General features: G+C 63.6%; 25 protein-coding genes. 13 read left to right on the top strand and 12 right to left on the bottom strand.

Translation table 11 applies throughout. The annotated features are described in order from the left end of the window. Positions 1–47 precede the first annotated feature (47 nt). Together tyrS and KUV82_RS07950 are read right to left on the bottom strand one after the other, a co-directional pair. Positions 48–1,277, bottom strand: coding sequence for a tyrosine--tRNA ligase (gene tyrS, locus KUV82_RS07945; RefSeq protein WP_219953770.1), 1,230 nt, complete (start codon positions 1,275–1,277; stop codon positions 48–50). Between the two features lie 45 nt (positions 1,278–1,322). Further along, positions 1,323–1,901: a hypothetical protein gene (locus KUV82_RS07950; protein WP_219953771.1), complete on the bottom strand. Its 579-nt coding sequence runs from the start codon at positions 1,899–1,901 to the stop codon at positions 1,323–1,325. A 160-nt stretch (positions 1,902–2,061) separates the two neighbouring features. On the opposite strand from KUV82_RS07950, the gene KUV82_RS07955 reads away from it, so the two are divergent. From KUV82_RS07955 to KUV82_RS07965, 3 genes are all read left to right on the top strand, one after another. After that, positions 2,062–2,580 (top strand): hypothetical protein, encoded by a 519-nt coding sequence (locus KUV82_RS07955; protein WP_219953772.1) that lies wholly within the window; start codon positions 2,062–2,064, stop codon positions 2,578–2,580. A 2-nt stretch (positions 2,581–2,582) separates the two neighbouring features. Continuing rightward, complete coding sequence (locus KUV82_RS07960) at positions 2,583–3,785, top strand: exo-beta-N-acetylmuramidase NamZ family protein (protein ID WP_219956256.1); 1,203 nt, start codon at positions 2,583–2,585, stop codon at positions 3,783–3,785. A gap of 109 nt (positions 3,786–3,894) precedes the next feature. Further along, on the top strand, positions 3,895–5,184 hold the full coding sequence (locus KUV82_RS07965; protein ID WP_219953773.1) for a spinster family MFS transporter: 1,290 nt from the start codon (positions 3,895–3,897) through the stop codon (positions 5,182–5,184). Here KUV82_RS07965 and KUV82_RS07970 read toward each other — a convergent pair. Together KUV82_RS07970 and KUV82_RS07975 are read right to left on the bottom strand one after the other, a co-directional pair. After that, entirely contained in the window at positions 5,181–6,014 is an 834-nt protein-coding gene (locus KUV82_RS07970; RefSeq protein ID WP_219953774.1) for a DUF817 domain-containing protein, read from the bottom strand. The genes KUV82_RS07965 and KUV82_RS07970 overlap by 4 nt on opposite strands. A gap of 1 nt (position 6,015) precedes the next feature. Further along, the gene (locus tag KUV82_RS07975; RefSeq protein ID WP_219953775.1) at positions 6,016–7,200 is read right to left on the bottom strand and encodes a vWA domain-containing protein; all 1,185 of its coding nucleotides are present in this window, start codon (positions 7,198–7,200) and stop codon (positions 6,016–6,018) included. 138 nt (positions 7,201–7,338) lie between these two features. Here KUV82_RS07975 and KUV82_RS07980 point away from each other — a divergent pair, with 138 nt between their 5' ends. Continuing rightward, complete coding sequence (locus tag KUV82_RS07980; RefSeq protein ID WP_219953776.1) at positions 7,339–8,739, top strand: methyl-accepting chemotaxis protein; 1,401 nt, start codon at positions 7,339–7,341, stop codon at positions 8,737–8,739. 71 nt (positions 8,740–8,810) lie between these two features. Here the strand turns inward: KUV82_RS07980 and KUV82_RS07985 are convergent, their stop codons facing one another. Both KUV82_RS07985 and KUV82_RS07990 read right to left on the bottom strand, forming a co-directional pair. Continuing rightward, a complete protein-coding gene (locus KUV82_RS07985; RefSeq protein WP_219953777.1) occupies positions 8,811–9,914 on the bottom strand; it encodes a hypothetical protein in 1,104 nt (367 codons plus the stop codon). Positions 9,915–9,989: 75 nt separating this feature from the next. Next, positions 9,990–10,844: an AAA family ATPase gene (locus KUV82_RS07990; protein WP_219953778.1), complete on the bottom strand. Its 855-nt coding sequence runs from the start codon at positions 10,842–10,844 to the stop codon at positions 9,990–9,992. Positions 10,845–10,947: 103 nt separating this feature from the next. On the opposite strand from KUV82_RS07990, the gene KUV82_RS07995 reads away from it, so the two are divergent. Together KUV82_RS07995 and KUV82_RS08000 are read left to right on the top strand one after the other, a co-directional pair. Further along, a complete protein-coding gene (locus KUV82_RS07995; RefSeq protein ID WP_219953779.1) occupies positions 10,948–12,168 on the top strand; it encodes a bifunctional alpha/beta hydrolase/OsmC family protein in 1,221 nt (406 codons plus the stop codon). After that, the gene (locus KUV82_RS08000) at positions 12,165–12,470 is read left to right on the top strand and encodes a putative quinol monooxygenase (protein WP_219953780.1); all 306 of its coding nucleotides are present in this window, start codon (positions 12,165–12,167) and stop codon (positions 12,468–12,470) included. The genes KUV82_RS07995 and KUV82_RS08000 overlap by 4 nt, the downstream gene beginning before the upstream one ends. Here KUV82_RS08000 and parE read toward each other — a convergent pair. Then, the gene (parE, locus tag KUV82_RS08005; RefSeq protein WP_219953781.1) at positions 12,467–14,443 is read right to left on the bottom strand and encodes a DNA topoisomerase IV subunit B; all 1,977 of its coding nucleotides are present in this window, start codon (positions 14,441–14,443) and stop codon (positions 12,467–12,469) included. The genes KUV82_RS08000 and parE overlap by 4 nt on opposite strands. 64 nt (positions 14,444–14,507) lie before the next feature. Continuing rightward, entirely contained in the window at positions 14,508–15,653 is a 1,146-nt protein-coding gene (locus tag KUV82_RS08010; RefSeq protein WP_309148068.1) for a penicillin-binding protein activator, read from the bottom strand. A gap of 52 nt (positions 15,654–15,705) precedes the next feature. Between KUV82_RS08010 and rsmI the strand changes: the two genes are divergently transcribed. The 3 genes from rsmI to gshB are packed head-to-tail and all read left to right on the top strand — an operon-like array spanning position 15,706 to position 17,883. Continuing rightward, positions 15,706–16,557, top strand: coding sequence for a 16S rRNA (cytidine(1402)-2'-O)-methyltransferase (gene rsmI, locus KUV82_RS08015; RefSeq protein ID WP_258319682.1), 852 nt, complete (start codon positions 15,706–15,708; stop codon positions 16,555–16,557). After that, positions 16,554–16,904, top strand: coding sequence for a YraN family protein (locus KUV82_RS08020; RefSeq protein ID WP_219953784.1), 351 nt, complete (start codon positions 16,554–16,556; stop codon positions 16,902–16,904). The genes rsmI and KUV82_RS08020 overlap by 4 nt, the downstream gene beginning before the upstream one ends. 10 nt (positions 16,905–16,914) lie before the next feature. Beyond that, positions 16,915–17,883 (top strand): glutathione synthase, encoded by a 969-nt coding sequence (gshB, locus tag KUV82_RS08025; protein WP_219953785.1) that lies wholly within the window; start codon positions 16,915–16,917, stop codon positions 17,881–17,883. Here the strand turns inward: gshB and KUV82_RS08030 are convergent, their stop codons facing one another. Together KUV82_RS08030 and hemW are read right to left on the bottom strand one after the other, a co-directional pair. Next, the gene (locus KUV82_RS08030) at positions 17,884–18,780 is read right to left on the bottom strand and encodes a tyrosine recombinase XerC (protein ID WP_219953786.1); all 897 of its coding nucleotides are present in this window, start codon (positions 18,778–18,780) and stop codon (positions 17,884–17,886) included. Continuing rightward, positions 18,777–19,931, bottom strand: a complete 1,155-nt coding sequence (hemW, locus tag KUV82_RS08035; RefSeq protein WP_219953787.1) for a radical SAM family heme chaperone HemW — start codon at positions 19,929–19,931, stop codon at positions 18,777–18,779. Before hemW ends, KUV82_RS08030 begins: the two co-directional genes overlap by 4 nt. An 89-nt stretch (positions 19,932–20,020) precedes the next feature. On the opposite strand from hemW, the gene KUV82_RS08040 reads away from it, so the two are divergent. Beyond that, positions 20,021–20,578, top strand: coding sequence for a CAP domain-containing protein (locus tag KUV82_RS08040; RefSeq protein WP_258319683.1), 558 nt, complete (start codon positions 20,021–20,023; stop codon positions 20,576–20,578). Positions 20,579–20,581: 3 nt separating this feature from the next. On the opposite strand, the gene rdgB is transcribed toward KUV82_RS08040, so the two are convergent. After that, positions 20,582–21,208, bottom strand: coding sequence for an RdgB/HAM1 family non-canonical purine NTP pyrophosphatase (gene rdgB / locus KUV82_RS08045; protein WP_219953789.1), 627 nt, complete (start codon positions 21,206–21,208; stop codon positions 20,582–20,584). Further along, the gene (rph, locus tag KUV82_RS08050; RefSeq protein WP_219953790.1) at positions 21,205–21,921 is read right to left on the bottom strand and encodes a ribonuclease PH; all 717 of its coding nucleotides are present in this window, start codon (positions 21,919–21,921) and stop codon (positions 21,205–21,207) included. The genes rdgB and rph overlap by 4 nt, the downstream gene beginning before the upstream one ends. Before the next feature lie 85 nt (positions 21,922–22,006). Here rph and hrcA point away from each other — a divergent pair, with 85 nt between their 5' ends. The 3 genes from hrcA to KUV82_RS08065 all read left to right on the top strand — a co-directional run bounded on the left by hrcA (position 22,007) and on the right by KUV82_RS08065 (position 25,432). Further along, entirely contained in the window at positions 22,007–23,050 is a 1,044-nt protein-coding gene (gene hrcA, locus KUV82_RS08055) for a heat-inducible transcriptional repressor HrcA (RefSeq protein ID WP_219953791.1), read from the top strand. A 75-nt stretch (positions 23,051–23,125) separates the two neighbouring features. Next, positions 23,126–23,656, top strand: coding sequence for a nucleotide exchange factor GrpE (gene grpE / locus KUV82_RS08060; protein WP_375541241.1), 531 nt, complete (start codon positions 23,126–23,128; stop codon positions 23,654–23,656). Positions 23,657–23,680: 24 nt separating this feature from the next. Then, a complete protein-coding gene (locus KUV82_RS08065; protein WP_219953793.1) occupies positions 23,681–25,432 on the top strand; it encodes a DUF885 domain-containing protein in 1,752 nt (583 codons plus the stop codon). Positions 25,433–25,452 lie beyond the last annotated feature (20 nt).

A 25,452-nucleotide genomic window follows, 5' to 3' on the forward strand; every position in this document is an offset into this window, starting at 1 on the left:
TAAACTGAGAACGCTCACGGCCGATTGTGAGCACGCTTCGTCGATGGTTAGCGACGGATTACCGCGTGCTTTTTCTTGCCGAGGCTGAGCTTGGATTCGGCGCCCTCGCCAACGCTGACGAGGAACCCGGGGTCGCTCACCGCCTCGCCGTCGATCTTCACCGCACCTTCGGCGAGCTTGCGCTTGGCTTCCCCGTTGGATGCCGTGAAGCCGAGGGCCGTCAGTACCGCGCCAATGCGCATGCCTTCATCTCCGACGGATAGGGTCGGCAGGTCGGCACCCGCGCCGCCGCCGGCAAAGGTTTCCGATGCGGTCTGTTCGGCCAGCCGGGCCGCTTCGGGACCCCGAACGAGCGTGGTTACCGCGTTGGCAAGAACCGTCTTCGCCTCGTTGATCTGGGCGCCCTCAAGCGCTTCCAGGCGTGCGATTTCGTCAAGCTCGATATCGGTGAACAGGCGCAGGAAACGGCCCACATCGCGGTCGTCGACATTGCGCCAGTACTGCCAGAAATCGTAGCTCGGCAGCTGGTCCTCGTTGAGCCAGACGGCGCCGGCGGCCGTCTTACCCATCTTCGCACCGTCGGCGGTGGTGAGCAAAGGTGTGGTGAGGCCGAACAGGTCGCTGCCGTCCATGCGGCGGGCCAGCTCCATGCCGTTGACGATGTTGCCCCACTGGTCGCTTCCACCCATCTGCAAGCGGCAGCCATAGCGCTGAGCAAGCTCGCGGAAATCGTAGGCCTGCAGGATCATGTAGTTGAATTCGAGGAAGGTCAGCGGCTGCTCGCGGTCGAGCCGCAGCTTGACCGAATCGAAGGTCATCATGCGATTGATGGTGAAATGCGGGCCAACGTCGCGCAGCAGCTCGATATAGCCCAGCTGGCTCAGCCATTCGTCGTTGTTGACCATCACCGCATCGGTGGGGCCGTCGCCAAAGGTCAGGAGCCGCTCGAAGACTTGGCGGATACCGGCGATGTTCGCTTCGATATCCGCATCAGTCAGCATCTTGCGGCTCTCGTCCTTGCCGCTCGGATCGCCCACCTTGGTCGTGCCGCCGCCCATCACCACGATCGGCTTGTGTCCGGCCTGCTGCAGCCGGCGCAGCATCATGATCTGCACCAGGCTGCCGACATGCAGCGACGGTGCAGTCGCGTCGAAGCCGATATAGCCCGGCACCACCTGCTTGGAGGCGAGGGCGTCGAGGCCCTCGGCGTCGGTCAGCTGGTGGATGTAGCCACGCTCGTCGAGCAGGCGCAGGAGATCGGATGTGTAGGTGCTCATGATGTTGGCGCGCCTAGCACGCGGCGCGCGGCGTGCAAGCGGGCTTTACTCTTCGCTCGGCGCAAACAGCGCTTCGACAGCCTCGATATGCGTTGCGCTTTCGCAGCTCTTCGATGCGACGGAGATCGCCCAGGCAGCACTGCCGCGTCGCATGCTCCCGGTAGTCACGCAGCCTCCGGGATAGCCGGCGCGGACATTGAACGATTCGCCGTCGCGCGCGGTCAGCGTTGCCATGGCGATGCCCGTGTTCCCGACGATAGCGCTGCGCACGGCTGCTTCGGTTTCAACCGAGGATCGCAAATATTGCGCGGCAGACTTGCGAGCGAGCTCGGCGAGCGAAGCGAGTTCCTCTTGGTTCATCTCCTTGGCGGGGGCATCGGTCTTGAAGTGCATGTAGCTCACAAGCACGCCGGTTTCGCCTTTCCTAAGGCGTGTTTCGCTCGCCCCCCGCATCATTTCACGCATGGAAGCCATCCGCATGGCCGGGTTTTCCAGCTGCTTGTGCTCCCAGCCCGAGGAAAGCGTAATCGCCGTTCCGCCATCGAGGCTGTAGGTCCTGTCTTGCTGTGCTGTTGCACTAGTGGCGGCAAGGGCAGCGAGCGCTGCGAGAGCAATCGTTTTCATGATGCGATCCCGACTCAAGGCCGCGACTGTCGCGGCCACAGATGGTGGAGTGTCAGATATTGACCCGAACGTCATCGCAATTGGCTGTGAGCCCGCGATTTTTCCGCATCCGCCTGTAAACGTCTTGCGAGCTGTTGGCGCCTCGGCAATAGCAGAGGCAATGCGACAGCTAGTTCTCCACCCCCATTGCGACGCTGGCCCGATCACCAAGGTCGAAGCGGAAATCCACCCCACCGATAAAGGCTGCGCGGCCCGGTTTCGTTTCCACGGCGACATCGGCGCAATCAAGGTGCCCGAAACGCGTGAGCCGGAGCGGATGGACAATCTCTGGAAAACCACCTGCTTCGAGATTTTCTGGCAGCCGGAGGGCGGGAGCTACTACCGCGAGTTCAACCTATCACCTTCGACCCGCTGGGCTTGCTATGATTTCGACGATTTCCGGCTCAACAGCCGCGATGCGCCGGCGGAGGTCGCAATCGTATCGTCGCACGACGAGACAACGCTCGAGCTTAGCTGCGAGATTGAGTCCGAACTTCCCCTCCCGGCCGCGGTCGCGCTCAATGGCATTGTCGAGGACAAGGAGGGCAACATCCAGTTCTGGGCGCTCGCCTTCGAGGACGGGAAGCCCGAATTCCACTCGACCGTGTGCCGCGACTGGCACCTGGCGGGCCGGCTGTGAGCGTGCGTTTCGGCATCGACCGCCTGCTTGCCGAGGAAGGGCTGCGCCAGGAGCTTGAAGGCAAGCGCGTTTCGCTGGTGGCCCATCCGGCCTCCGTGACGTCGAGCCTTGAGCACAGCCTCGACGCTCTGATCGCGCGCGGCGTGAACGTGACGTCTGCCTTCGGACCGCAGCATGGTCTGAAGGGCGACAAGCAGGACAACATGGTCGAGACCGCGGACGAGACCGATCCGCACTTCGGCATCCCCGTCTTCAGCCTTTATGGCGAAGTGCGTCGTCCGACCGGTCAGATGATGTCGAGCGCGGATGTGTTCCTGTTCGACCTGCAGGACCTCGGCTGCCGCATCTACACCTTCGTGACCACGCTGCTCTACCTCCTCGAAGAGGCTGCAAAGGCGAACAAGAGCGTGTGGGTGCTCGACCGCCCGAACCCTGCCGGAGGTCCGGTCGAAGGGACCTTGCTTTTGCCGGGCCAGGAAAGTTTCGTCGGTGCAGCGCCCATGGTGATGCGGCACGGGATGACCATGGGCGAAATGGCCCAGTGGTTCGTCGCCCACTTCAACCTCGACGTCGATCTAAAGGTCGTGGAAATGACTGGGTGGAAGCCCGGCCACGCACCGGGTTACGGGTGGCCTGAAGACCGCATCTGGATCAATCCGAGCCCGAACGCGGCGAGCCTCAACATGGCTCGCGCCTATGCCGGGACGGTTATGCTGGAAGGGACGACGCTAAGCGAGGGCAGGGGAACCACGCGTCCGCTCGAAGTGCTGTTCGGCGCACCCGATGTCGATGCCAAGGCGGTGCTCGGCGAGATGCAGAAACTCGCCCCTGCCTGGCTGCGCGGCTGCGCGCTGCGCGAATGCTGGTTCGAACCCACCTTCCACAAGCACTCAGGATCGCTGTGCAACGGCATCATGATCCACGCGGAGGGCGCGTTCTACGATCACCACGCTTTCAAGCCCTGGCGGCTGCAGGCGTTGGCGTTCAAGGCGATCCGGACGCTGTACCCCGAATACCCGCTGTGGCGGGACTTTCCGTATGAGTACGAGTTCGACCGGCTTGCGATCGATGTGATCAACGGCGGGCCGGCCTTGCGCGAGTGGGTCGACGATCCCAACGCGGTGCCCGACGATCTCGAGGAAATCGCAGGAGCCGACGAGCAGGCGTGGAGAGAGACCATCGCCCCGCACCTCATCTACGGTTGATGCAACCAACCTTCTTTTCGATTTTCGACCAACGGCCTTGACGAAGTGACGTAATCAAGGAAGCTTGCCTGAAAGCGACGGGCATACCCGCGCTTCGGGAGAGAGATCAATGGCGACTGCGGCAGCCAAGCAGACCGGCACTTCGGTCAGGGTCACCCTGTGGATCCTGCTGATTGTATACATTTTCAATTTCGTCGATCGGCAGATCGTTAACATTCTGGCCGAACCGATCCGCCTCGAACTGGGGCTGAGCGACACGGAAATCGGCCTGATGACCGGCCTTGCGTTCGCGCTGTTCTACACCGTGCTTGGCATACCCATTGCGCGGTTTTCCGACCGACCAACCACCAATCGGCCTATCCTGATCGGAACCGCGCTTGCCGTGTGGTCGGCGATGACCGCGCTGTGCGGCCTTGCGCAGAACTTCATTCAGCTGCTGCTCGCCCGTATTGGCGTGGGTGTGGGTGAGGCCGGATGTACGCCGCCGGCCCATTCGCTGATTGCAGACCTGGTGGAACCGGCAAAGCGCGCTTCCGCGCTGGCCTTTTACGCGCTCGGCATTCCAATCGGCACGCTGCTCGGCATGCTGATCGGCGGTCTGCTGGCGGATACGGTGGGGTGGCGCAACGCCTTCCTCATTGTCGGGCTACCGGGCGTTGCCCTTGCTGTGTTTGTGGTGATGATCCTCAAGGACCCCCGGCGCACGGGGATGCTGCAGCAGGCGACGACGACCAAGACGGCAGAGCAAATGCCGATGAAGGAAGCGCTGCGGTCGATGTTCAGCTCGCGCGCCTTCATCCTGTTGGTGATTGCTGGTTCGGCGGCCGCTTTTCTCGCCTATGGCAAGACCACCTGGATCACGATTTTCTTCCAGCGCACCCACGGCCTGACGCCGGGTGAAACGGGTCTCTACTTCGGTCTCGTAAACGGTGGTGCAGGTATCGCGGGCACGGTCCTCGGTGGGTATCTGGCCGACCGCTTCGGATCGCAGAACCGGCGCCATGTGCTTACCGCGCCTGCCGTCGGTATGGTTGCGACCATTCCCTTCGCTCTGTTTGCCTTCATGAGCGACAATTGGATGCTGGCGCTTGTCCTGCTCATCGTACCGACGCTGTGCAACTCGCTCTACTACGGTCCGACCTATTCGAGCGTGCAGGGCCTTGTGCCGCTCCGGGCCCGGGCCATTGCCGCGGCTGTCCTGCTGTTCTTCCAGAATCTCATCGGGCTTGGCCTCGGACCGCTGTTCTTCGGCATGCTGTCGGATGTGCTTCAGCCGACCTACGGCGAGGACAGCGTGCGCTACGTGCTTTACGGAGCAACGCTCCTCGGCGTGGTCCCGGCGTTCTTCTTCTGGCGCTGTTCGCTTCGCCTGAACGACGAGCTCGACAAGCAGGACTAGTCGGGCTCGCGTACCGGCGAGACGAGGGCGACCAGGACGAAGCTTATCAGCATCAGCAGGAACCAGCTGCCGAGCTTGGCAAGGCTGACCATGCGCCACCCGTCCTCTTGTTCGGGATAGGTCCAGGCGCGCGCAAAGGTCCCGATGTTTTCCGCGCCCCAGATGAAGAGGGCAACGAGCAGGAAGCCGAGGAGCAACGGCATCCAGCGGTGCGCGCGCCAGTTCCGGAAGTGCACGCGGGTCCGCCAGAACAGCACGATCGTAACTGCAAACAGCGCAAGCCGGATGTCGGGCAGCCAGTGGTGGGCGAAGAAGTTGATATAGATGGCGGCGGCGAGCAGCCACGTGGCCCAGCGCGGCGGGTAGTTGGTGTAGCGAAAGTCGAAGATCCGCCAGACCCGCGCGATGTAGCTGCCGACGGCGGCATACATGAAGCCGGAGAACAGCGGGACATCCCCGATGCGTAGCAACGCAGGCTCGGGATAGACCCACGATCCGGCAGCGGTCTTGAACAGTTCCATCACCGTGCCGACCACGTGAAAGATCAGGATGACCCTGGCCTCGGACCACGTTTCGAGCCGCAGCGCCAGCATGCCGACCTGGATCGCGAGCGCTGCCAGTGTCAGGAAATCGTAGCGATAGAGCGGCGCGTCTTCCGGATAGAAGAGAAAGGTCCCCAGCAGCAGCGCGAGCATCAGACCGCCGAAGAGGCAGGCCCAGGCCTGCTTGAAGCCGAACAGCAGGAACTCGTAGAGCCACAGGCGCCAGCCCGGACCGGGATCATAGGCCTCTAGCCGCGCCCGGACCGCGGCGAAGCGCGACTGGTTCACGTCAGGCGCCGGCCTTGCGGCTCAGTTCGCGCATCGCATCGTCGAGCCCGTCGAGGGTAAGGGGGTACATCCGGTCGTTGACCAGCTGCTTCATCACCTTCGTCGACTGTGAATAGCTCCACTGCTTTTCAGGCACGGGATTGAGCCAGACGGTTGCCGGATAGGTGTTGACCAGGCGCTGCATCCACACCGCGCCCGCTTCCTCGTTCATATGTTCGACGCTGCCGCCCGGATGGGTGATCTCATAGGGGCTCATCGCGGCATCACCCACGAAGATCACCTTGTAGTCGTGCCCGTATTTGTGGAGCACGTCCCACGTCTTGGTGCGTTCCTGCCAGCGGCGGCGGTTGTCCTTCCACACGCCTTCGTAGAGGCAGTTGTGGAAATAGAAGAACTCGAGGTTCTTGAACTCGGTCGTCGCGGCGCTGAACAGCTCCTCGCACAGCTTGATGAAGGGGTCCATCGAACCGCCGACGTCGAGGAAGAGCAGCAGCTTCACCGCGTTGTGGCGTTCCGGGCGCATGTGAATGTCGAGCCAGCCCTGCTTGGCCGTGCCATCGATCGTCGCGTCAAGATCAAGCTCGTCGGCCGCGCCTTCGCGGGCGAAGCGGCGCAGGCGTCGCAGCGCCATCTTGATGTTGCGCGTGCCCAGTTCCTTGGTGTTGTCGAGGTTCTTGAACTCGCGCTTGTCCCACACCTTGAGCGCGCGCTTGTGCTTGCTTTCGCCGCCAATGCGCACGCCTTCGGGGTTGTATCCTGAATTGCCGTAAGGCGAGGTGCCCCCGGTACCGATCCACTTGTTGCCACCCTGGTGGCGTTTTTCCTGTTCCTCGAGCCGCTTTTTCAGCGTCTCCATGATCTCGTCCCAGGAACCGAGCTTTTCGATCTCGGCCATCTCCTCTTCGGTGAGGAACTTGTCGGCGACGGCTTTCAGCCAGTCTTCCGGAATGTCGACCGGGTTCTGGCCGTAGTCGGTGAGGATGCCCTTGAAGACCTTCTGGAAGACCTGGTCGAACCGGTCGAGGAGGCCTTCGTCCTTCACGAAGGTCGCGCGCGAAAGGTAGTAAAACGCTTCGGGCGACTGTTCGATCACGTCGCGATCTAGCGCCTCGATCAGCGTAAGGTGTTCCTTGAAGCTGGCGGGAATGCCCGCAGCGCGAAGCTCGTCGACGAAATTGAAGAACATGGGGCAGGCTCTAGCGCGTGTCTTGCGCCTGCACCAGTCTTCCTTTGCCACTCATTTTCGAATGATCGCCTTAACTGTCCGCTAACCATCCTCATTTAGACGCGGCGATGAACGAGACCAAAAGGGGGTCATCCAACCATGGAACTGAGCGCAATTGATGCACGCGGGGCATCGGCTCTCGACCAGATTCCGGAGGCTTGCGGCAAGGTAACCGTAGGCTGTTCGGATGTGGCCGGCATTGTGCAGGGAGTCATCGATTCCTTCGGCCATCTTCGCAACGAATACGTCGAACTCCAGGGAACCGTAAGGGCGCTTGACGACGATCAGCGCAAGGTTCTCGAAGCGAGCGACGAAGCGCGTCTGCTGTCGGAACGCGCCATCGAGCGCCTGAACGATGGCTCGATGATGATCAGCAATTCGCTGAACGAGATCGGCAACCTGCTGAACCTCGTCGAAACGCTGACCGAGCACGTCACCGGCTTTGCCGCGGCCATGGACCAGGTCCGCCGCTCGAGCCAGGAGATCGACCAGATCGCCGAAACCACCAATATCCTCGCCCTGAACGCGACCATCGAAGCGATGCGCGCCGGCGAGCAGGGCCGCACCTTTGCCGTGGTTGCCAACGAGGTGAAAACTCTCGCGAGCGAAACCCGCAAGGCGACCGAGGAAATCGGCCGCACGATCGACATGCTGGGCAACGAAGCCGAGCAGGTCATCGAAAAGATCGAGAGCGGCGCCGAGGCAAGCACCCAGGCCAAGAATTCGGTCGGGTCGATCGAAGACACCATGCGTTCGGTCACCGAACTGCTGATGGAGGTCGATGGCCAGCAGGACCAGATCGCCCGCAACACCGCGACGATCTCGGACCATGTGCACCGCGTCCAGGACGTCCTCACCGATTTCGACACGGCTGTGACCAGCAACGAATCGAAGCTGGAGAACGCCCACGACCGCATCGAAGACCTCGAAATGACGGCGAGCGAAATGTTCGATCGTCTCGTGAAGGCCGGCCTGTCGCCGGATGACAGCCAGATGGTCGAAAAGGCTCGCCGCTACGCCGAGGAAGTCACCCGGATCGCGGAAGAGGCCCTGGCGAACGGCTCGCTCACGATGGAGCAGCTCTTCGATCAGAATTACGCTTATGTCCCGGGCACCAATCCGAAGCAGTACCGCACCTCGCTGTGCGACTGGGCGGATACGCATTGGCGCCCGGTCAACGACCGTGTGGTTGCCGAAGGCGGCGCCATCATGATGTGTTCGCAGGCGGACATGAAGGGCTTCCTGCCGACCCACATCACGGATCGCTGCCGCCAGCCCACCGGCGACATCACGCACGACACCACCTACTGCCGCAACGGCCGCATCATGCTCTACGCCATCGACAAGAAGGCGAAGGCGCAGAACGATGCCTACATGATGGCCGTCTACCGCCAGGAAGGCGACGGCAAGAACTACGTCGTTGTTCGCAACATCTACGTGCCGGTCGTGATCAACGGCCGCCGCTGGGGCGATTTCGAACTGGCCTACAGCTTCCGCTGATCGGTCGTTCCCGAAATGAAGGGGGCGGGATGGGCACAGCTCATCACGCCCCCTTTTTCGTGTGCCGAGGCCTAGTTGTCTTCGCCGCCACTTCCGGTCGTCACGGTCACCTCAGAACCCTCATCTCCAAGCGGGCGGGTTGCCGTGGCAAAGTAGCTATCGCCAAAGGCCGCCTCGTAGGCCTGCTGGGGCGAGGGGAGCCCATCGAAAGGCCCGCCGAGCTTGTGTTCGAGCGCACTGCTGAGGATCGCGGCGTATTCGGGATGCTGTCCGTCGTTGCCGCTGGACAGGCCTACGATATCGCCCACACGGGAAACGACTATCGCGACCCCAGCGTCGCGCCAAGCTACCAGATAAGCATCTTTCGTCCCGCGATCGCGGTAGAGGGAATAGGCCTCGCGGTTGTCACCCTGCCGGCAATAGCGGGCCTGTGAGCCGCCTTGCATCATTGCCGCGAGATCATCGCGCGTGGCCGCATTTATCCCACCCACCGCAGAAAGCTCCGATATCCGGTTCGGATCCGTGATGCGCTCTGCATTTGAGAATGTAATGTCATCCGCGCATTGCTCTATCGGATAGGCGGCGTTCTCACCTGAGCCAGCAGCGGTCATTCCCAGCTGGTTCAGGGCGGTCGTCATCGCGCCTTGCAGGGCCGTGGCATCCAGCCTGCGCGAGGACATGCGGATCTTCATCATCCACTCCCCGCGCGTGAAGATTGCGACACCAGTCGAGCGGTAGGTTCCCCCGTCGCTCTGGCCTACGGTCATGATACCGCTTTTCGGTCCGCTGCCACCCGGTGCAAAATAGGTCGTCCGCCACGCGTCCGGATCGAAATCGGCATAGGCATCGCGAGACACGATCGCGTGGCGCGCCCGGTCATGCCAAACCGAAGCATCCCCCGCGCCGTGACGATAGAGATAGACCGACAGGAAGGTGTTGCCCTCGTCGCTGTACTGCGATCCGATGTTCGACTGGCGTTCCTGGAACGCCTTTATCGGTCCTCGTTTCAGGGCACCGATGCTGGCGGGCAGGGTGATGCCGGTCCATTCGTGGACAAAGTCCTGATCGGCAGGAAAGTCCATGTCCGGCACCTGCGCTGACGCGGATTGCGGCACGGCAGCCGCCGCCAGCGCGCACGCGAGCGACAGCCCAAGAGTTCTTGTTATTCTTGTCATATTTCCCCCTCTTGGACCTGTGGCTACCCCACGCATGGGGGATAGCGCAACAGGCTCAAAGGGGGCGGAGGACGATCAGCTCTGGCGGCGCGCCATGAAGGCGAGGCGTTCGAACATCATCACATCCTGCTCATTCTTGAGCAGCGCGCCGTGGAGCGGCGGGATCGCGGCGTTGGGATTGGCGTCCTGGAGGACTTCGAGCGGCATGTCTTCGTTCAGAAGCAGCTTCAGCCAGTCGAGAAGCTCGCTGGTCGAGGGCTTCTTCTTGAGGCCCGGCACTTCGCGGATCTCGTAGAAGATTTCCATCGCCTTGGTGACGAGCGTCTTCTGGATGCCGGGGAAGTGCACCTCGATGATGTCGCGCATCGTGTCGGTGTCGGGGAACTTGATGTAGTGGAAGAAGCAGCGGCGCAGGAACGCGTCGGGCAATTCCTTCTCGTTGTTCGAGGTGATGACTACGATCGGACGCTCGGCCGCCTCGATCCGCTCATGCGTCTCGTAAACGTCGAAGCTCATGCGATCGAGTTCTTGCAAGAGGTCGTTCGGGAACTCGATATCGGCCTTGTCGATCTCGTCGATCAGCAGGACGGGGAGCTTTTCAGAGGTGAATGCTTCCCACAGCTTACCCTTCTTGATGTAGTTCGAAATGTCGTGGACCCGCTCGTCGCCGAGCTGGCCGTCGCGCAGGCGGGCCACCGCATCGTATTCGTAGAGGCCCTGCTGCGCCTTGGTAGTCGACTTTACGTTCCACTCGATCAGCGGTGCGTCGAGAGCCTTCGAGATCTCGTGCGCAAGGACGGTCTTGCCCGTTCCCGGCTCGCCCTTCACCAGCAGCGGACGGCGCAGCGTCACGGCAGCGTTGACCGCCACTTTCAGGTCTTCGGTGGCGATGTAGGACTTGGTGCCTTCAAAACGGGTCTGTTCGGTCATCGGTTTTCCCTTGCAACTTTTCATGGCTGCCTAAGGTGCGGGCACCGCTCGCGCAAGGGGGCGTTGTAACCTAGAGGCCCTACGGAACGGATGAGGAGGACCCATGCCGACCGAAACCATCACCATCGCCACCGACGCGGGACACGACCTGTCTGGCTCGCTCGAACTTCCCACCGGCCTCGTGCGAGGCGCGGCGCTCTTCGCGCATTGCTTCACCTGCACCAAGCAGAGCAGGGCGGCGATCAGCATTGCCCGGGCGCTTGCACGCGAAGGTATCGCCTGTCTGCGGTTCGACTTCACAGGCCTTGGCGGAAGCGAAGGCGAGTTTGGGCGCGCGGGCTTTGCTACCGATGTGGCGGACCTCGTCGCGGCGGCCGAGGAATTGCTCGATCGATTCGCGCAGCCGCTGCTGCTCGTGGGGCACAGCCTGGGCGGGGCTGCCGTTCTTGCGGCGGCGGATGATCTGGGTTTCGACAAGGTTGCCGCCATCGCCACCATCGGCGCGCCGAGCGATGTGCCGCATGTCCTCCAGCGCATCGATGGCGATATCGAGGCCATCCGCAAGGAAGGCGAGGGCGAGGTCACGATCGGCGGCCGGGATTTCTCTCTCAGCCGAGACTTCCTCGAGAAGGTCGAAAACATCGACCTGCTGGAAGAGGTCGGGCGCATCCGCCGTCCCCTCCTGTTCCTTCACTCGCCGACTGATGACATCGTCGGGATCGAAAACGCCAGCGCGCTGTTCGGCGCGGCCAAGCATCCCAAGAGCTTCGTGAGCCTTGAGGGCGCCGACCACCTCCTGCTCAAGGATGCCGACGCCCAGTTTGCCGCCAGCGTGATTGCCGCCTGGGCAAGCCGCTATATTCCCATGCGCGACGACTGGCCGATGCCCGAAGAAGGCGTGGTGGTGAAGACCGGACACGGCAAGTTCGGCACCGAGGTCCACACGAAGACTCACCGCTTCATCGCCGACGAGCCGCGCAGCTACGGCGGGGACGATACGGGTCCGACGCCCTACGACCTGCTCAACGCGGCGCTCGGTACCTGCACGGCGATGACGATGAAGATGTACGCCGACCGCAAGGGCTGGCCGCTCGAAGGCGTGACAGTCGAGGTCACGCATGAGCGCAACCACGCGAGCACCTGCGATCATGTGGAGGCCATGCAGGAGGGCAACCAGCTCCAGGCCCTTAACCGCAAGATCGAGCTGCATGGCGATGCGCTCGACGACGAGCAGCGCGAGAAGATCATCGAGATCGCCGACAAGTGCCCGGTGCACAGGACGCTCGAAGGCGAGCTGCATATCCATACGGAGGAGGGCGCATGATCATTGTGACCGGGTCCGTGCAGCTCACGCCCGAGGGCCGCGACGAAGGTTTCCGCCTCGGCACCGAACATTCGCAGCGTTCACGGGCGGAGCCGGGATGCATTGCCCACAATTGCTATGAAGATTGCGAAACGCCAGGGCGCATGCACTTCTTCGAGAAATGGGCCGACCTCGCCGCGTTGAAAGCCCACTTCGCCGTGCCGGAGTCCAGCGCCTTCGTGCAGCAAGTCGCCGCGCTGGCCGAGGCACCGCCGACCATTGAGATATTCACCGCCGAAGCGGTCGAATTCCCTCCGCGTTAGGCGTCGATCATGTCGCGGTCGAATTCGCCCGCGTTGTTCTGGATGAAGTTGAACCGGTGCTCGGGGTTGCGGCCCATGAGCTGGTCGACGAGCTCCTTCACCACCGCGCGCTGTTCGAATTCGCCGGGCAGGGTGATGCGGATCAGGCTGCGCGTTTCCGGATCCATGGTGGTTTCGCGCAGCTGCGCCGGGTTCATTTCGCCGAGGCCCTTGAAGCGGCCCACATCGACCTTCTTGCCCTTGAAGACGGTTTCTTCCAGCTCCTTGCGGTGCGCATCGTCTCGGGCGTAGCGGCTCTCCTTGCCGGCGGTCAGCTTGTAGAGCGGCGGCTGCGCCAAATAGAGGCGGCCGTCGCGCACGATCTCTGCCATTTCCTGGAAGAAGAAAGTCATCAGCAGCGTCGCGATATGCGCGCCGTCGACATCGGCGTCGGTCATGATGATGATGCGGTCGTAACGCAGGTTTTCTGGATCGCAGTCCTTCCGTGTCCCGCAGCCCATGGCGAGCGTGAGGTCGGCGATTTCGCTGTTCGCGCGGATCTTGTCGGCGGTGGCGCTCGCAACGTTGAGGATCTTGCCGCGGATCGGCAGGATCGCCTGCGTCTTGCGGTTGCGCGCCTGCTTGGCGCTGCCGCCTGCCGAATCGCCCTCGACAATGAACAGTTCTGTCTCGCCGTCACCTTCGCCCGAACAGTCGGTGAGCTTGCCGGGAAGGCGCAGCTTCTTGGCGTTGGTAGCCGTCTTGCGCTTGATCTCGCGTTCCTGCTTCCTTCGCAGGCGTTCGTCCATGCGCTCCATCACCTGGCCGAGCAGCGCTTTGCCGCGGTCCATGTTGTCGGAGAGGAAATGGTCGAAATGGTCGCGCACCGCGTTCTCGACCAGGCGGGCGGCCTCGGGTGAGGTCAGGCGGTCCTTGGTCTGGCTTTGGAACTGCGGGTCGCGGATGAACACACTGAGCATGACCTCGCCGCCGGTCATCACGTCGTCAGCGGTGATGTCCTTGGCCTTCTTCACGCCGGTCAGTTCGCCAAAGGCGCGAAGGCCCTTGGTCAGCGCCGCGCGGAGGCCCTGTTCATGCGTGCCGCCATCGGGCGTCGGCACGGTGTTGCAGTACCAGCTCGTCGACCCGTCCGAATAAAGCGGCCAGGCAATGGCCCATTCGACCCTACCGGCCTCATCGGGAAAATCCTGGTTGCCGGCAAAGGGCTCGGCGGTGACGCATTCGCGGCTGCCGAGCTGTTCGGCGAGGTGGTCGGCGAGACCGCCCGGGAACTTGAAGACGGCTTCGGCCGGCACCTCTTCGCTGGCGAGGCTCTCCGCGCAGCGCCAGCGAATCTCGACCCCGGCAAAGAGATAGGCCTTGGAGCGAGCCAGCTTGAACAGCCGTTTCGGGTTGAACTGACGGTCGCCGAAAATCTCGGTGTCGGGAACGAAGCTCACCGTCGTCCCGCGCCGGTTGGGCGTCGGGCCGAGCTGTTCGATGGGGCCAAGCGTCTGACCCTTGGAGAAGCTCTGCGCGAAGAGCTGCTTGTCGCGGGCGACCTCGACCCGCGTGTCGCTCGACAGCGCGTTCACGACCGATACGCCGACACCGTGCAGGCCGCCGCTGGTGGCGTAGGCCTTGCCGGAAAACTTGCCGCCTGAATGCAGGGTCGAAAGGATGACCTCGAGCGTCGACTTGCCCGGATACTTGGGATGTTCGTCGACCGGGATACCGCGGCCATTGTCCATCACGGTGACGCGGTTGCCTTCCTCAAGGCGCATCTCGATGCGGGTCGCGTGGCCCGCAACCGCTTCGTCCATCGCGTTGTCGAGGACTTCGGCAACAAGGTGGTGCAGGGCGCGATCGTCTGTGCCGCCGATATACATGCCCGGGCGGCGGCGCACCGGTTCGAGGCCTTCGAGGACCTCGATGGAGGAAGCGTCATAGTCGCCGGAAGAGGTCGGCGTGTTTTCGAACAGATCGTCGGACATGCACCCAGCTATATCGTGCAGCCTTCGCGCCGAACAAGCGCAAGGCGGCGGTTATCCGCCCCGATCAGAAGCGGCTGGGCGCGTTCTCCACAACCGCGACCGAACCGTTGCGCACCTCACGCACCTCGAAGGCGCGTTCGACCAGCCCGCCGCGGCGGAAACGGAACGCCCCATCGAGCCCGATGAAGCCGTCTTCCCCGCGCAGGGCGTTCTCCGGGAAGGTCCTGCCGACACGCCAGTCACGCGCCACGCGCAGCGTCAGGAGAACGGAATCGTACCCCAGAGTGGCAATGCGATACGGCTGGCTCCCGAAGCGCGCTTCGTAGCTATCGACAAACCGCCTGTACCGGTTGTCCGAGACGGCTGAAAACAGGGCGCCGGTTAGCGCGGAGGCGCGAGTAACCGAGCCTTCTCCGCTCCACAGCTCCACGCCCAGCAACTGAGCGCCGCCTTCACCGCCGGGCTTGAGCACACCGGCCGCCTGCGCAGCCAGGCGGGCGCCATCGGCGATCAGCACAGTGTCGTACCCGCCATGAGCTTTCAGTCGCTCAGCAGCGCTCACGATCGAGGTGTTTCCGCGCGCAAAGCGTTCGGTCCACACCACCGTGCCGCCATAAGTGGCCACAGCGCGGCGCATCGCTTCTTCCGCGCGCGTGCCGTATTCACCGTCGGGCGCGATGATCGCGAAGTTCTGCGAACCGCGACCGCGCACATACTGGATGGTGCGCATGATCGACTGTTCGGGAATGTGGCCCATGATGAAGACATCAGGACCGGCTGCATTGGTGTCGTTCGAGAAGGAGATAACCGGCACATTGGCCGGGCGCGCCTGACTGAGGACCGAGGGAATGTTCGAGCCGAGCAGCGGCCCGAGGATCAGTTTGTTGCCTTCCGCGACCGCACGGCGGGCGGCCGCTTCGGGACCGGTCGCGGTGTCGTAGGTCGTGATACGCAGGTTGCTCGCATTGGTGTCGAGCAGCGCCATGGTGGTGGCGTTGGCGATCGACTGGCCCACGGCGCCGTTCTGGCCCGACATCGGCACCAGCAGTGCCACGCGGTGACGGGTCTCGTCGGTCGGCAGCGCCTGTGTCGGCTGCGGGGTGGGGGTGGTGGCCACCGGCTCGGCGCGTTCGCCGCCGCGCGGCAGGATGGTCGAACAGCCTGCCAGCAGGGTCGCCAGACCCACGGTTACGATTGTCCGACGGTTCAATCCCTTGCGCTTCATACTTGCCGCGTCCCTCATAGATGGTCATGGGAGACGAGTGAGCGAAACCACTCCTCCCGAAGACTGCCTTACACCCGGGCTCTATATTGTCGCCACCCCAATCGGCAACCTTGGCGACATAACGGTGCGCGCGATCGATACGCTGCGCCGCTGCGATGGGGTCGCGTGCGAGGATACCCGCGTTACGGGCAAGCTGCTCAAGCACCTCGGCATTTCGAAGCCCTTGTGGCGCTATGATGACCACAGCGAGAGCCGCGACCGGACGCGCCTCGTGGAATCCATGCGCGACAAGGCGGTGGCGCTGGTCAGCGATGCGGGAACGCCGATGGTGTCGGATCCCGGCTATCGGCTGGTGAACGACTGCCGCGCCGAAGGCATTGCTGTGACCGCATTGCCCGGTGCCTGCGCAGCCGTGACGGGGCTTGCGCTGTCCGGCCTTCCCAACGACCGTTTCCTCTTCGCCGGCTTCCTGCCCGCCAAGGACAAGGCCCGCCGCGAGGTACTGGAAGAACTGGGCGCGGTCGATTCGACGCTTGTGTTCTACGAAACCGCGCCGCGGCTCGTGAAATCCCTGGGCGCGATTGAAGAGGTCCTGCCCAACCGTGAAGTGGCCGTCGCGCGCGAACTGACCAAGCTCCACGAGGACGTGAAGCGCGGGCTGCCTTCCGGGCTCAAGGCTTTCTACGATGCCAATCCGGCCAAGGGCGAGATCGTCCTGCTGGTCGGCCCACCGCCCGAACAGATTGCGAGCGCGGAGGACGCCGACGCCATGTTGCAGGACGCGCTGCGCACCATGAAAGCCTCGCAGGCAGCCGCCCAGGTTGCCAAAGCCACCGGCCTCGACCGCAAGACGCTCTACGCGCGTGCGATGGAGCTGCGCGGCCAGTGAAGCGGAAGCTGGCCGAACAAAGCGGCCGCGATGGCGAGGCGCGGGCGGCGTTCTGGCTCAAGGCCAAGGGCTGGCAGATCCTCGACCAGCGCGTGAAAACACCTGCGGGCGAGATCGATCTTGTGGCCAAGCGCGGGAGCCTTGTTGCCTTTATCGAGGTCAAGTGGCGCAGGAAGAAGGCTGACCTCGATCACGCAATCGACGAATTCCGCCTTTCGCGGGTCGCGGCAGCCGCCGAAGCCGTCGCCCATCGCTACGCCGTAAATGGCGAAGACATTCGCATCGACGTGATCCTGCTTGCACCCGGCAGCTTCCCTCGCCACATCCCCAACGCCTGGCAACCCTGAAGGAAATCCCATGCCGCTACGCGTCGCCGTCCAGATGGACCCGCTCGAAAGCATCAATATCGCGGGCGACAGCTCGTTTGCCCTGATGCTGGCCGCGCAGATGCGCGGGCACGAGGTGTGGCATTACGACGTGGCGAGCCTCGCCTATGAAAGCGACGGCACTCCGCACGGCAAGATCACGGCTCACGCGTCCCCGGTCACGGTGCAGCGCGTGGAAGGGGATCACTACACGGCCGGCGAGCGGCGACGGATCGACCTTGCCCGGGATATCGACGTTGTCCTCATGCGGCAGGACCCGCCGTTTCACCTCGGCTACATCAGCTCGGCGCTCCTGCTCGACCGTCTGAAGGGCACTACTCTGGTCATCAACGACCCGCGCGAGGTGGTGAACGCGCCGGAGAAGATGTTCGTCCTCGACTACGCGCAATACATGCCGCCGACACTGGTCGCCCGGCACCTCGACGACCTGCGCGATTTCCAGCGCAAGCACGGAGCGGTGGTGGTGAAGCCGCTGCACGGGAATGGCGGGAAAGCGATCTTCCGGATCGACGCGGAAGGCACCAATCTGTCTGCCCTTTCCGAAGTGTTCGACCAGACCTGGCCCGAACCACACATGGTGCAGCCCTTCCTTCCAGAAGTGAGCGAAGGCGACAAGCGTATCGTCCTGGTCGACGGAGAATTTTCCGGTGCGATCAATCGCTTCCCGGGTGAAGGTGAGTTTCGCTCGAACCTCGCGCAGGGTGGTCACGCCGAGGCGACCACGCTGACTGAGCGCGAGGAAGAGATCTGCGCGGCGATGGGTCCGGAACTCAAGCGGCGCGGACTGGTCTTTGTTGGCATCGATGTGATCGGCGGCAAATGGCTGACCGAGATCAACGTGACATCGCCGACCGGGATCGTTGCCATCGATAAATTCAACGGCACCGATACCGGTGCCTTGATCTGGGATGCGATCGAACGCCGCCACGCGGCGATGTGATCAGTCCTTCTCGCGCGGATGGGCGCCGCGATAGGTTTCGAGCAGCGTCGCCGCATCGACCTTGGTGTAGATCTGGGTCGAACCGAGGCTCGCATGGCCCAGCAGCTCCTGCAGGCTCCTGAGGTCCGCTCCAGCGCCCAGCAAATGCGTTGCAAAGCTGTGCCGCAAGGCGTGCGGAGTGGCGCTGTCCGGCAGGCCCAGCGCCTTGCGGGCGCGCGCCGTCGCTTTCTGCACCATCCCTTGCGAGAGCGGGCCGCCCTTGGCCCCGCGGAACAGCGGCTCGTCCTTGGCGAGCGGCCAGGGGCAGCGCGCGGCGTACTCCGCCACGGCATCCCGCACGATGGGCAGGATCGGGACGACCCTTTGCTTCCCGCCCTTACCGGTAACGGTCAGCCGTTCCCCTAGCGGGAGGACGCCAGCAGTGAGCGAAAGCGCTTCGGCTATCCGCATTCCGGCCCCGTAGAGCAGCAAAAGCACCGCGCGGTCGCGCGCGCCGATCCAGTCGTCGCTCGCCAGCGCCTCGACCGTTTCGGCAAGGCCAAGCGCGTCATCGGGTGTCACCGGGCGGGGCAGGCCCTTCTTCAGGCGAGGGCCGCGAAGCCGCGGAGGTTCGGACACCGCATGTCCGGCCTGGGTGCGGGCAAAGGCAATGAAGCCCTTTAGCGCCGACAGCTCGCGCGCGGCCGACGCGTTCGAAAGACCGTCGGCGCGGCGTGACGCCAGATGCGTGCGCAGGCGTGTCGCCGTGACGTCGGCCACTTCTTCCCACTCGGACAGGCCAAGGCGGACCAGCAACCGCTGCGCCGCCTTGCTGTAGGCGCGCACCGTATGCGGGGAACGCCGCAATCCGAGAGCGAGGTGATCGTGCCAGGCGCCAAGCAGGTCGGCGCTGCTCATGACGTCACGAGGTCCGCCGAGACAAGCTCTCCGAGCAGCGCATCGAGCAGCGGCATGCCTTGCGGCGTGACACCCATCCGCTCATCCTGTGTCCAGACAAGGCCAAGGTCCCGGTACAAGGCCAGCTTGCCGTCATCGAGAAGTCCCGCAGGCGCGACGCCAAAGCGGCCTGCCAGTGCGGACAGATCGATGCCTTCGTTCAGCCGCAAACCCATCAGCAGCGCTTCCGATGCCTGTTCTGGCCGCGCCAGTTCGCGCGCTTCTGCAATACCTTGCTGCTGTGCCGTCACGGCGGAGAGATAGTTCTCCGGCTTTTTGTGCCGCACCGTCGCGACGTCACAGCGCCTCCCGTGGGCGCCGGGGCCGATCCCGATGTAGTCCTGGTAGCGCCAGTAGGTGAGGTTGTGACGGCTTTCCTGCCCGGGCCGGGCATGATTACTGATCTCATAGGCAGGCAGACCAGCTACCTCCGTCATAGAGCGTGTCAGCGCGAAAAGATCGGCAGCGTTGTCGTCGTCGAGCGGTTCAAACACGCCGCGCCGCACATCGGTGGCAAAGCGCGTCGCCGGCTCGATGGTGAGCTGGTAGAGCGAGAGGTGATCGGTGCCGAGGGCAAGTGCTTCGGCTAGCTCGGCGCTCCATTCCGCTTCGCTCTGACCGGGTCGGGCATAGATCAGGTCGATCGATACGCGGCTGAAATGGCTTTGTGCGACCTCGACGGCTTCCAACGCCTCACCGGCGCCGTGCAGGCGGCCGAGGAACGTGAGCACATCATCCCGCAGGCTCTGCACACCCAGCGAGACCCGGTTGACCCCGGCGCTGGCGAGATCGGCAAAATTGGCCGCTTCGACTGAGCTTGGATTGGCCTCGAGCGTGATCTCGATAGCTGGGTCGAAACCCCACAACCGTTCCGCCTCACGGAGCAGGTCGGCCACAAGGGAAGGGGGCATCAGCGATGGAGTTCCCCCGCCAAAAAAGATACTTGTGAGGGCTTCCTGTGATCCTGCTTCACCATACTCAAAACGCATATCGTCCAGAAGGGCCGCCTTCCAGGAGCCCGTATCCGTTGTTTCCCGGACATGGCTGTTGAAGTCGCAATAAGGGCATTTTGCGAGGCAGAAGGGCCAGTGGATGTAGAGAGCGCGGGCCAAGTGTGTTTTCAGCGAATCTTAACTGTCGTGGCGGATTTTGGCCGCCCATGAATGGATCGAAATCCCGAATTGCGCGCGTAGTCGGCGCCATGGCGTTGCTCTGTGCCACGGGTAGCGCCGTGGCCGCAAGCGGTGCGTCGTCTTCGGCGGTGGGCGTGCGGTCCGAAATCCGCCCCGCATCGCGATCCTTTGATGTGGCTCCGCAAGACCGGCATTTTGCCTCCCGCGTTCTTGGCACGCACAACGCGGAGCGCCGCCGCCTGGCGCTTGAGCCGCTCAAATGGAACGTGCATCTCGAACGCGAAGCGAAAGAATGGGCGCAGGTCCTTTCGCGCCGCGGCATTCTCGAGCACGCCGATCATGATACGCGCAACGGCACCGGCGAGAACCTCTGGATGGGCACCGCCGGCCATTGGTCGGTCGATGCCATGGTCGGGATGTTCATCGATGAGAAGCAGCACTACCGCCACGCGAGCTTCCCCAACATCTCGCACACCGGGAACTGGGCCGATGTCGGCCACTACACCCAGATCGTCTGGCGCGAGACAAAGGAAGTCGGCTGCGCGGTCGCAACGGCGCGCGGCAATGATGTGCTGGTGTGCCGCTATTGGCCGGCTGGCAATGTCTGGGGCCAGAAAGCCTACTGAACCTTAGCCGAACTGCTCGGCGACCAGCTTTGCAAAGGCGTCGGCCCGGTGGCTGATGGCGTGTTTCTCTTCCGGCGCGATCTCGGCAAAGGTCTGTTCGCGGCCCTCGGGGACGAATACGGGATCGTAGCCAAAGCCCATTTCGCCGCGCGGGGGCCAGGTGAGGGTGCCTGGCGCAGTGCCTTCGTAGACGAGCTGTTCGCCATCGGGCCAGGCGAGGGCGAGGACGCAGTGGAAGGCGCAGGTGCGGTCGACCCCCGCGCCCTTTTCCTGCAACATCCCTTCGACCTTGCCCATGGCCATGTACCAGTCGCGCCCCGGCTCGCCTTCGAACCACTGGCGTTCGGCCCAGTCGGCGGTGTAGACGCCCGGACGGCCGCCCAGCGCCTCGACCGACAACCCGCTGTCGTCGGCGAGAGCCACCAGCCCTGAAGCCTCCGCCGCCGCGCGCGCCTTGAGCAGCGCGTTCTGCACGAAGGTGGTGCCGGTTTCCTCCGGCTCGGGCAGGCCGAGCGAACCGGCGGAGATGCATTTCACGCCGTAGGGTTCGAGCAGCGCGGAAATCTCCTTGAGCTTTCCCGCGTTATGCGTGGCAATGACCAACGTGCCCGAACCGATGCGGCGTGTCATTTGCGGGTTGCCTCGTCCTGCGCGCGGAAGATGTCGGCGCAGCCCATCTGGGCGAGGCGCAGGAGGCGCAGGAAGGCTTCTTCATCATAGGGTGCGCCTTCGGCCGTTGCCTGAGCCTCGGCGATCTTGCCGCCTTCGATCAGCACGAAATTGGCGTCGGCATCGGCGTTGCTGTCCTCGGGGTAATCGAGGTCGAGCACGGGCGTGCCCTTGTAGACACCGCAGGAAATCGCCGCGACCTTGGCAGTGATCGGGTCTTCGGTGATCGCGCCCGACTTCATCAGCCCGTCAACGGCAAGGCGCAGCGCCACCCAGGCGCCCGAGATGGAGGCCGTGCGCGTGCCGCCATCGGCCTGGATCACATCGCAATCGAGCGTGATTTGGCGCTCGCCAAGCTTCTTCATGTCGACAACGGCGCGCAGCGAGCGGCCAATGAGGCGCTGGATTTCCTGCGTACGGCCGCTCTGCTTGCCCTTGGCCGCTTCGCGCTGGCCGCGGGTGTGCGTGGCGCGCGGGAGCATCGAATATTCGCCAGTGACCCAGCCTTCACCCTTGCCGCGCAGCCACGGCGGGATCCGTTCTTCGACCGATGCGGTGCACAGCACGCGCGTTTCGCCGAAGCTGATCAGGCAGCTGCCCTCGGCGTGCTTGGTGTAGCCGGTCTCGATGGTGATGGCGCGCATTTCGTCGGGCGCACGGCCGGAAGGTCGCATGGGTCTCTCCAATACAGGCGAATCTCGCAGCGGCGTTTGGCGCATGGGCCTTGATGCCGCAAGGGGAGTGGCTAGATAGGGGGGTATGAATTCCCCGCCGCTCACCGACCTGTCCGACCGCGCTCGCGAGATCTTCCGTCTCGTAGTCGAAGGCTATCTCGACAGCGGCACGCCGGTTGGTTCCAAGGCTCTGGCGGGCGAGGGCGGAGTGAACTTGTCGCCCGCCTCGATCCGCTCGGTTCTTGCCGAACTGGAACAGCGCGGCCTGCTTGCCGCTCCGCACACCAGCGCGGGCCGGATGCCCACCGAAAGCGGGCTGCGCCTGTTCGTCGACGCGATGATGCAGGTTGCCGAACCGACCCGCGAGGAGCGCGCCGCGATCGAGCAGCGCCTCTCCGAACCCGGTCCGATCGAGCGCGCGCTTGAAGAAACCAGCGCGCTGCTCTCCGACCTTTCGGGCGCTGCTGGGATGGTGATGGTCCCCACGCGCGAACCAAGGCTGGCGCAGGTGTCGCTCACCGCGCTCGACGCGAACCGGGTGCTGGCCGTTCTGGTCGGCGAAGACGGGCACATCGAAAACCGTATCGTGGCGCTTCCGGCCGAAGCACTTGGCACTTCGCTCGAACAGGCGAGCAATTACCTCACCGCGCGCACTTCGGGCCGCACGCTGGCCGAAGCGGCAAGCCTCGTCGAAAACGAAATCGCGAGCGGGAAGTCCGCGCTCGACGAAGCGAGCCGCGATCTCGTGCAACGCGGCCTTGCGACCTGGAGCGAGGACGCCTCGAGCCGCCCGGTCCTGATCGTGCGCGGGCAGGCCAACCTGCTCGACGAAGCCGCGCTCGGCGATATCGAGCGGGTGCGTTCCCTGCTCGACGACCTTGAAAGCAAGCAGTCGGTCGCCAGCCTGCTCGAACGCGCACGGCGGGCCGATGCCATGCGAATCTTCATCGGCAGCGAGAACCGCTTGTTCTCGCTTTCCGGCTCCTCGGTCATCGCCTCGCCCTATCGCGACCGCGAGGGCAAGGTGGTCGGCGTGCTCGGCGTTATCGGGCCGACTCGGTTGAATTACGCGCGGGTCGTCCCCATGGTGGATTTTACGGCCCGGTCCTTGGGCAAAAGAATAGGCTAACAGGGTTTTTCAGTGAACGACGAGAACAACAAAGAACCGCAGGACAAGGCGGTCGACGAAGAAGTGGCTCGCGAGATGGAAGGCGTTCCCGAACACCTGCGCGACGATGGCGCTGACGATGACGGCAACGGCCTCGAAGACGCGCTTGCCAATCTCAAGGGCGATCTCGACAAGGCGATGCAGGACGTCCTCTACGCCCGCGCCGAAACGCAGAACGTGCGCCGCCGCCTTGAAAAGGACGTGCAGGATGCGCGCAATTACGGCGCCACCAACTTCGCCCGCGATATTCTGAGCGTGGCGGACAATCTGTCGCGCGCGCTCGATCACGTCCCCGAAGAGCTGCGCGAGAGCGAGAAGGCAAAAAACTTCATCGCCGGCATCGAAGCAACCCAGCGCGAGCTCGAAAAGGTGTTCGGCCAGAACGGCATCACGCGCATCGCCGCAAAGGGCATGCCGCTAGACCCGAACCAGCACCAGGCGATGATGGAAATCCCGACCGACGAGGCCGAACCCGGCACCATCGTGCAGGAAATGCAGGCCGGCTACATGATCAAGGACCGCCTGCTGCGCCCGGCCATGGTCGGGGTCGCGAAGAAGCCGGACTGATTGCGATACACAGGGGGAATTTCGATGAAGACTGCCATTTTCGGAGCGGCGGTCTTCGTCGCCTCTGCGTTCGCAAGCCCACTTGCCGCACAGGACAGCTCGGACGAACGGCTTTCGGCGCTGGCGGACGCCTATTACGATTACCAGCTTGAGCAATACCGCGTCACCGAGAGTCCCTCGGGCGGGATCGAGAGCGGGTTTGAGCTGACTTCGGTCACGCCCGAGACCCAGCAAGCGCGGGCGGCGCGGTATGCGGAATTTCTCGGCCAGCTCGAGGCAATCGACAACGCGGCCCTCAGCGCGGAGGCAAAGACCAACGCGCTGGTCCTTCGCACCCTGTTGCAGGGACACATTGGCGATGCGCAGTTCTCCGAGTGGGAGATGCCGTTCGACAGCGACAGCAACTTCTGGTCCTACCTTGCAGGCCGTGGCGGCTTCAATTCGATCGAGGACTACGAGAAATACATCGGCCGGATCAGCGATATCCCGCGCTATTTCGATGAGCAGATCGCCAATTCGCGCGCCGGGCTGGAGCGTGGTTTCTCGGTTCCCCGGGTAACGCTGGAAGGGCGCGATGTTTCGATTGCCTCCTATGTTGTCGACAACCCCGAAGACAGCCCGTTCTGGCGTCCCTTCGCGGCCATTCCCGACCACTTCTCGCCGCAGGAACGCACGCTGATCGAGGATTCTGGCCGGGAAGCCATCGCCGAGTTCGTAACGCCGGCTTATGCGAAGCTGCTTGCCTTCTTCCGTGACGAGTATCTGCCGAATGCCCGCACTACGCTGGGCGCGAGCGAATTTCCCGACGGCGCGGCTTATTACCAGCAGCAGATCCGGCAATACACGACCCTCGACCTGACCGCGGAGGAAATCCACCAGATCGGGCTCGACGAGGTCGCGCGCATCACCGCCGAAATGGAAAAGGCCAAGGCCGATGCGGGTTTCGACGGCACGCTCGCCGAATTCATCACCTTCCTGCGCACCGATCCGCAGTTCGTGGCGGATACGCCCGACGAGCTGATGGGGGTCGCCGCCTATACGGCCAAGCGGGTGGACGACAAGCTGGACGACTTCTTCGGCTTTCTGCCGCGTTATCGCCATGGTCTGCGCCCGGTCGATCCGGCCATCGCGCCCTTCTACACCGCGGGTCGCGGCGGGCTGGAATACTGCCAGATCAACACGCACGACCTGCCTTCGCGCCCGGTCTACAACATCCCCGCTCTGACCATGCACGAATGCGCGCCGGGCCATTCCTTCCAGGCAGCCATCGCGCTGGAACGCGAGGATGCACCGCGCTTCCGGCGCCAGACCTACTTCTCCGGCTTTGGGGAGGGCTGGGGCCTCTACACCGAGTATCTCGGCAACGAGATGGGCATCTATCGCACGCCCTATGAGCGCTTCGGTCAGCTGTCCTACGAAATGTGGCGCGCAGCGCGCCTGGTTATCGACACGGGCCTCCACCACTATGGCTGGACCCGAGAACAGGCGGTCGATTACCTCTCCAGCCACACGGCCCTGTCGGACCGCGAGGTGGGAACGGAGATCGATCGCTACATCAGCTGGCCGGGTCAGGCGCTGGCCTACAAGCTGGGCGAGATGACGATGCGCCGCGTCCGCGCGAAAGCCGAAGAGGCGCTGGGCGCGGACTTCGACATCCGCAAGTTCCACGATGTGGTGCTGTCGCTCGGCTCGGTGCCCCTACCGGCGCTCGAGGCCCGCATCGACGCCTTCATCGCCGATGGTGGGCAGGGCTTGCCCGGAGTGACCTACGACTAGGCCACTCCGGACAGGCTGCG

Origin of the sequence: Qipengyuania flava (assembly GCF_019448255.1) — a bacterium.
Classification (GTDB): Bacteria; Pseudomonadota; Alphaproteobacteria; order Sphingomonadales; family Sphingomonadaceae; genus Qipengyuania; species Qipengyuania flava_A.